The organism is Mycobacterium pinniadriaticum, assembly GCF_026242045.1.
GTDB classification, from domain to species: domain Bacteria; phylum Actinomycetota; class Actinomycetes; order Mycobacteriales; family Mycobacteriaceae; genus Mycobacterium; species Mycobacterium pinniadriaticum.
Genome location: NZ_JAPJDO010000009.1, coordinates 219,377 through 226,653, shown reverse-complemented (window position 1 = coordinate 226,653; position 7,277 = coordinate 219,377). Strand labels below are relative to the sequence as shown.

Below are 7,277 nucleotides of genomic sequence, written 5' to 3'. Positions count from 1 at the left end.
GCGCGGCATCCAACGCCACATCGATATCGGCGCCGGTGGAACGCGCCACCTCACAGAACACCTCACCAGTCACCGGCGTCGGATTCTCGAAATACTCACCCCCCACCGGCGGCGTCCACTCACCGCCGATGAAGTTGTCGTAGCGGGTTTGGAAGGACATCACGGAGCCGTCGGCGCCGGGCCTCGCGTATACGGTCATGGCATTCTCCTGCCTGTTCGGGACGACGAAGTGTGTCGGTCGTCACTCAAAGTAGGCAGTGCAGGGTTGCAGCACGGTTGCACGCGGCGTGCAACGTTGCGCGGCCCGATCAGGCCAGGTCGAAGTCCAGTCCGGCCAGCTTGCCGCGGGCCTGGGCCTGGTGCACCGAGCCGGGCAGGGTGCCGTCGTGCAACGCCCGCCAGCCGTCCCGGTCGTCCCGCCCGTCGGGGCTGTCCAGCCAGCGGCGCAGTACCGCCGGGTCGCCGGTGGCCAGCACCGCGGCGCGCAAGGTCATCGTCAGCTCGGTGCGCAGTCTCCCGACTGCCGGTGAGATCGATTGCGGCAGAAGCGGCCCCGGATACCGGTCAAGGGCGGCGGTGACATCGCCGGCCTCGAGCGCCTCGTACACCTCGCCGATGTCGGTGGTGATCGGCACCAGCAGCCGGTAGGGGCGCGAGTCGATGACGTCGGCGCCGACGACCTTGCGCAACCGCGACATCTCGGCGCGCACCGTCACCACATCGAGGTCCTTGTCGTCGAGCAGCATCGCCAGATGGTCGGCGCTGAGCCCCTCCGGGTGACCGCTGAGCAGCACCAGGATGTCGGCGTGCCGGCCGGTCAGCGGGGTGGCACGCAGATGCCCGAACTCGTCGGTGACCAGCCAGCGCGGCCGCTCGGACCCGAGCACTGCCAGCCTCGGGCGCCGCGGGGCGGCCTCGACCACCGAGCCGGTCAGCCGCAGCAGCGCCAGGTGACTTTCCACGGCAACGACCGTGGCGCGCACCAGCGCCAGCGCCTGCGGGCTGGCCACCCGTGATCCGCCGGTCAGATCGAGGGCGCCCAGCAGTGCGCCGGTGGTGGGGTCGTGCACGGGCACCGCCGTGCAACTCCATGGCTGCACCACGCGGGAGAAGTGCTCCGAACCATGAATCTGCAGCTCAGCGTCCACGGCCAGGGCGGTCCCCGGCGCGTTGGTGCCCGCGCTGCGTTCGCTCCAGTCCGCACCGGGAATGAAGTTCATCGCCTCCGCGCGGCGGCAGGCGCTGCGGTCGCCTTCCACCCACAGCAGGGTGCCGTCGGCACCGGTCACCGCGACCACCACCCCGGAGCCGGCGGCGTCGTCGACGAGCAGACGCCGGATCACCGGTAGGGCCGGTGCCAGCGGGTGAGCCTGGCGCAGGCGGGCCAGTTCCTCCCCCACCGGCGAGGGCTGGGCCGCCCCGTCGGGGTCGACACCCTTGGCCAGGCTGCGCTGCCAGCTCTTCGCCACGATCGGGCGCAGCGAGCTGGATTCCAGGTAGGAGGCGTCGACCTCGCCGGCGACGAAGAGTTCGTGGACCGCACGCAGCATCGCCGACGGCCGTGAATTCCCGGCCCCGGTGCGCGGTGTTCTGGATGTGCCCATCGGCGATCACACTCCTCGCGCGGTCGCCCCGACCGGCGCGCGTGCGGCCACGATACGCCACATTCGGCGCACCAGGTCCGCATCGGATCGGAACGCCCGAAGTGACTGTGCGGCCCCGACGGCTCTCCTCCGAAGGGGCCGCACAGAGTTCACTGGGCGGTCAGCCCCACATTCCGGCAGCGTGACGGTCGGCGTCGGCCACATCGGCGGCGCCGTCGCGAACCGCGGCGCCCAGGCGCACGAGGATGTCGTTCAACGCGGACGCGGCCTGCTGCCAGCGCGCCTGCTCGGCCTGGTAGGCAGCCGCGGCGTCGCGCGTCCACACCTCCTGCAGCGGAGCGATCTGGCGGCTGAGGTCGTCGAGGGCGGCACCCAGTCGAGCCGACGTGCCCTGGATGTCAGCGAGCACCGCCGCGTCGATCTCCGCGAAATCGTAGGAGAGAATGGGATCCATGGTCATACCTCTTCGTCAGAGATCTGCGGTCACTGCGGCGATGCGCTGAGCATGTAGCTGTGCTGCCTCACGCAGTTCGTATTCGTTGTTCCGGATCGTGTCGGCAATCCCGGCCAGGGCGTGGGACAGCGTGGTCGATTCGTTGTTCCAGTGCGCGACGACGGTCTGGAATCGCGCGGCCGCCAGGCCGCCCCACACCGTTGGCGGAACCGACTGCATGCGGGTGATGAAGCCCTGCAACAGAACCCGGATCTCGTCGTTGCGGGTGTCGGCGGCCGCAGCAACGCTGCGCATGAGATCGAAGTCGGTGCTCAGAGTCGTCACGGTTCATCCTTCGAGTTGAGTTGTATACGTTGACACAGGTTTCGACGTTCACACGCCCCCAACGGTTCCCGTCACTTCGCGGGCTGACTCGACCGCCTTCTCGCACGGCTCGGCGACCATCTCCTCACGACCAGAGGCACTCTGGCATCCGACGCTGATTCGCGTCGACCCGTCGAGCACGACCACCCAACGGATGTCGCGCCCGACCCGGATCTCGCGGTAAGTGACAGCGGGGCGGCCTCCGCGACGGTCGGAGGGATTGAACTCGACGAACACCCCGCCGGGCTGATCGGCGACGGCTCGGCGCAGTGTCGCACCGGTTCGTTCCAACGTTTCCCCCGGAGAATATGTTTGGGTCATGTGCAGTGCGACGTTGGGTTCGATCGGCGAGGTTGCCTGGATGCGACGCGATCCGGGTCCGGCGGTAATCCGGGTGACCGCCCACTCGGCCGGGATCAGCAAGGTAACGCGGCCTTCGACGAGGTTGACGGCGTCGAGGGTCGGTGCCGCAGCGTGTGGTCGGGCCGCATTCAGGCCGATTGCGCAGAGCGTCAGGGCCACTGAGACCGCTACAAGTGCCGACCCCCTCCAGTGTCGTGGCCGCGTGGACGGTGAGACGGGTTTCGCCGCCGAGGCGGGTGGTGGCGGCAGGTCAGGGGTGCGAGCCAGTTCGACTGCCACGCCGACTCGGGTCAAGGTCGCCCGCAGCGCGCGAGCATACTCGGGAGCACCCGTAACTCCCGGTGGTGCATCGATAACAACCCTTGTACCGTAAGCCGTTTCGAGCGTACGCGCGACATCGCCCGGATCTTGCGGACGAGCAATTATCCTCGGTGGTTCGTCCCGGCTGCTGATTGCGACCACGTCGTCGGCGATTTCCACCATGGTGGTCGAATCTCCGGCGGCGAAGACCGCGAACCTCGGCAGCGTGCGGACATCGGCAGCGACCGCCGTTGCCGCATCGACGACGCGTGCCACCCGATGCCGCGGCCACCATGACGGGTGCACGATCGTCAGTGATTCACAGCCGGTTTCGACATGGGCACCGATGATCTGTCGCAACAGGTCGGACACCGCGATCGGCCGTTCCCGGTACAACACCGTGGTGTCGTCGATCCCGGCGAGCGCCACGGCGACCATCTCCGCCGAGTTCGACGTTTTGCACACTTCTTCTCGAACTTCCCCGCCCGAATGTCGGTTTGGGCGAGAATGTACGGTGGCGGGGCCGATCTCCAGCACCGCGTTGATCACGGTGCACACCAGCCGATCTGGACCAGTTGCGCCGTCCCGTGGGTCACCAGCAGACCGCGCCCGGGTGGCTGTGGCATCGCTCGGTGGTGGCCGACCAATGGGCCCTCCTCGGGGCTTCCGCTCATCACCAAGAACATGGCGCCGCTTTCGCGCAAATGCGCCAGAAGTGGTTCGAACATCGCCCGTGCGGATCCCGCACCTCGCCGCGCGAGGATCAGGTGCAACCCGATATCCGAGGCGTGCGGCAGCACACAGAGAAGTGAACCGAGCGCGTCCGGCGATGTGGCCGACACGAGGTCATAATCGTCCACGATCACGAAGATCTCCGGACCTGTCCACCATGACCTGGCCTTGAGCTGCTCGAGCGAAGTGTCTGCGGCCGGCAACCTGTTCTGCAGCAGGGTGATCAGCTTGGGCACCTGGTCGGCAAGACTTCCCTCGGAGAACGCATATCCGAGCAGATCTCGTGCCTCGGCGAGACCGAGCAGACCGCGTCGGTAGTCGATGACGAACATCAGCGCCGGCCGTCGTGTTGTAGCGCGCACGATCTCACCGCACAGTGCCCGTAGCGTCGCGGTCTTCCCACACTCGCGGTCGCCGAGGATCACCAGGTGCGCCTGCCGACTGAAGTCGAGAGCCACCGGTTCGAGGCGGTCGTCGCCGAGCCCCAGCAATACTCCCTTCGAACCGCCGCCTGCCTGGTCTACCACTGCGGCCTGGTCGACGACTTCGGGCAGCAGCCGGACCGGCGGCGCCTGACACGATCCCCGGGTGTCCCCCGACACCCCTGCCGGCGCGGCGATCAGGAAGTGATCGCCGTCCCGGGTGATTCCGCGACCGGGCCTGTCCATCGGTACCAGCGCCGCCCGCTTGCGGTCGATATCGGAGTCGACCGGATCCCCCAGGCGCAGTTCGATTCTGGTACCGATCCGATCCTTGAGCGCGGGCCGGATATCGGCCCAACGTCCCGCGGTGAGGATCACGTGGACACCGAAGGACAAGCCACGTCCGGCGAAGCCGGTCACCGCCGCCTCGAGATCACCGAACTCCTCGCGCAGGGTCGGCCAGCCGTCGACGACGAGGAAAACGTCGGCATACCGGTCAGCGTTCCCAGCGGATTCACGGGCGGACAGCACCGCACCGATGTGGCTGACCGTACGCCGCACCAACTCGGTTTCACGACCGTTCGCCACCGAACCCACGTGCGGCAGGAGTCGTAGCGTATCCAAGGTGCCGCCGCCGAAGTCCAGGCAGTAAAACTGGATCCGGTGTGCATCGAGGCGGGCGGCCAGCGCGGTGACCAAGGTGCGCACCACGCTGGACTTGCCACTGCGGGGTGCGCCCACCACCGCCACATTGCCGCCGGCACCGCCGAGTTCGACCACCAGCGGCACCCGCCGCTGCTCGAACGGCAGATCGACGAGGCCTATCGCCGCACTCAGCTCGCCTCCGGCAACCTCCCGCAACTCCGTCAGCTCCGGGGTTTTCGCCAGCGGCGGTAACCACACTTGATGAGCCGGGCTGCCCAGGCCGCGGAACCGGTCGACGATCACGTCCCACGCGGTCGGCTCCGTGTCGTCGGCGATGTCCCGAGGCACTGACGGCACGGAGGTGAACCGTCGCACCCCTGGAGCCGGCAGTTCGGTTTGGGCGCGGTCGCGCACCCGGGCTCCAAGATAGGTGGCCTGAAAACGGATGAGCCGACCATCACCGGTTCGAAGAAGCGCCGCCCCCGGTGTCGAGGGAAGCTCCGCGGCGTCCGCGACACCCAGCACGGCTCGGGACTCAGCGGCCGTCGACATCTTGAGGCAGATACGGTAGGACAGCAACGATTCCAGAGCACGCAACCGTCCCTCGTCCGGCCGTTGGCTGGCCAGGAGCAGATGCACTCCCAGTGAGCGGCCAACTCGCCCGATCATCGTGAAGAGGTCGGCGAAATCGGGCTGCTGGGATAGCAGTTCGGCGAATTCGTCGACAACGATGAACAACGTCGGCAGGACCGGCAACGCCGGATCGGCATCCCGACGCCGTTGATAAGAGTCGAGGTTGACGGCGTTGCCGGCACGACGCAGTAGTTTCTGACGACGGTGGATCTCACCCCCGAGGGCGTCTCTCGCTCGCGCCACCAAGTGCGACTCTTGGGAGAGGTTGGTTATGACAGCGGCGACGTGATGTAAGCCCTCCAGCCCGAGGAAGGTTGCACCGCCCTTGAAGTCGATGAGCACGAGGTTAAGATCGTCGGGTGAATGGCGGGCGATCATCCCAGCCACCACGGTGCGCAACAGCTCAGATTTCCCCGACCCGGTCGCGCCGATGCACAACCCGTGCGGCCCGTGCCCACCAGCGGCTGCCTCCTTGATGTCGAGGTCGACGAGTCCGCCATCAGCCGCGGCGCCCAGCGCCACCCGCAACCGGGCAGAACCGGTCACGGGCTGCCAGACGCGCTCCGAAACAGGGCCGTTGATCGCGAACGCCGTGCGCCACTGGCGTTGGTCGTCCGGCGCTGGGTAGCCAGGCCCTCGATGCCGGGCGAGGCGACGTGCGCAGGTCAGCGCCTGGGCCATCGTGAGGCCGTCGACGGCGGCGAACTCCTCGGTGCTCTGCCCGCACCGCACAGCGAGCCTGCCGGTGTCGACACGCAGCCGAAGCGCGGTGGACTCATCGACCTCACCCCCGACAACGATGACAGTCACGCCAGGCGCGGCGAGGCTTTGGTGGTCTACGCCGTCGACAATCAACACCACATGGCGCCTTCGTGTTTCGTCATCGATGACCGAATCGGGTATCGATTCATAGACCATGGGCTCGCCACGGGCCGAACAGCCGTTGTGCGGCAACCACTTCAACCACTCCCAACGTCGCCGATATCCGTCGGCCACCAGCGCCGCGATCGCGACCCCGTCCGGAGCGTGCAGCACGGCCAGTTGGCACACCATCGCGCGTACGAGAGCGCACGCATCCGTGGACTCACCCTCAATGATGAGCATCCGTACCCCGCACAACGCCACCGCAAGCGGTGCATCGTCGAGTGCGATGTGGCAGTGGACGAAGCGTCGCAATGCATCCGCGGTCACCGGGTCGACATCGTCGACCGGCCCGATCGGCGGCACCACGATGCGTCGAGCCAGCCGTTGCCGGCCGACCCCGATGCGGACGTGACAGAAGTCCGAGTCCGTGCGGACACGCTCCCACATTCGTCGCCCACCGGCTAGTGTCCACAACGATCCTGGCGCCGGACTTGTCCACAGCAGCGATGCACGCTGGCGCTGGGCCGCATCGGACAGTTGCTCGCTGAGCCGGCCGAGTTCGGCAAGGTAGTGGATCCGCTGACGGTCGAGGCCACCACCGGAAGACCTGCTGCCGACACGCATCGCCATGCCGAGCGCCGACACCAGCATCATGGCCGGAAGAACCGCGGCGGTCGGCCCGCGTGCGGCCATGCCCGTCCCCCATACCAGGGCACCGACACCCACCATCGCGCCGACGCCCAGAATCGGCGCGAATCGCGATATCCCACTCATCGGGGGTGGCTGCGGCGGCGCACCGACGATCAGATCGTCGGTCGGAAAGTCCGGTGCCAACCGAACGGGACGATTCATGCACGGACGGTAGGCAGCGCCAACCCCGGTGGGCAATTCACCTGT

General features: G+C 67.6%; 5 protein-coding genes and 1 pseudogene. All 6 read right to left on the bottom strand.

Annotated elements, in window-relative coordinates; translation table 11 throughout:
• Positions 1–199 (bottom strand): annotated as a pseudogene (locus ORI27_RS13400) (aldehyde dehydrogenase); the annotation flags it as partial.
• A gap of 109 nt (positions 200–308) precedes the next feature.
• On the bottom strand, positions 309–1,604 hold the full coding sequence (locus ORI27_RS13395) for a helix-turn-helix domain-containing protein (protein ID WP_265997152.1): 1,296 nt from the start codon (positions 1,602–1,604) through the stop codon (positions 309–311).
• Between the two features lie 160 nt (positions 1,605–1,764).
• Positions 1,765–2,058 carry a WXG100 family type VII secretion target gene (locus ORI27_RS13390; RefSeq protein ID WP_265997153.1) on the bottom strand — a complete coding sequence of 98 codons (294 nt, stop codon included), beginning with the start codon at positions 2,056–2,058 and terminating at the stop codon, positions 1,765–1,767.
• Between the two features lie 15 nt (positions 2,059–2,073).
• Complete coding sequence (locus ORI27_RS13385) at positions 2,074–2,373, bottom strand: WXG100 family type VII secretion target (protein ID WP_323055609.1); 300 nt, start codon at positions 2,371–2,373, stop codon at positions 2,074–2,076.
• A gap of 57 nt (positions 2,374–2,430) precedes the next feature.
• Entirely contained in the window at positions 2,431–3,549 is a 1,119-nt protein-coding gene (locus ORI27_RS13380) for a type VII secretion-associated protein (RefSeq protein WP_265997155.1), read from the bottom strand.
• An 80-nt stretch (positions 3,550–3,629) separates the two neighbouring features.
• A complete protein-coding gene (gene eccCa / locus ORI27_RS13375) occupies positions 3,630–7,232 on the bottom strand; it encodes a type VII secretion protein EccCa (protein ID WP_265997156.1) in 3,603 nt (1,200 codons plus the stop codon).
• Positions 7,233–7,277: the final 45 nt, after the last annotated feature.

Excerpts from the sequence above, each read along its gene's own strand:
- ORI27_RS13395 (WP_265997152.1), bottom strand. The coding sequence starts at position 1,604 with ATGGGCACATCCAGAACACCGCGCACCGGGGCCGGGAATTCACGGCCG.
- ORI27_RS13390 (WP_265997153.1), bottom strand. The coding sequence starts at position 2,058 with ATGGATCCCATTCTCTCCTACGATTTCGCGGAGATCGACGCGGCGGTG.
- eccCa (WP_265997156.1), bottom strand. The coding sequence starts at position 7,232 with ATGAATCGTCCCGTTCGGTTGGCACCGGACTTTCCGACCGACGATCTG.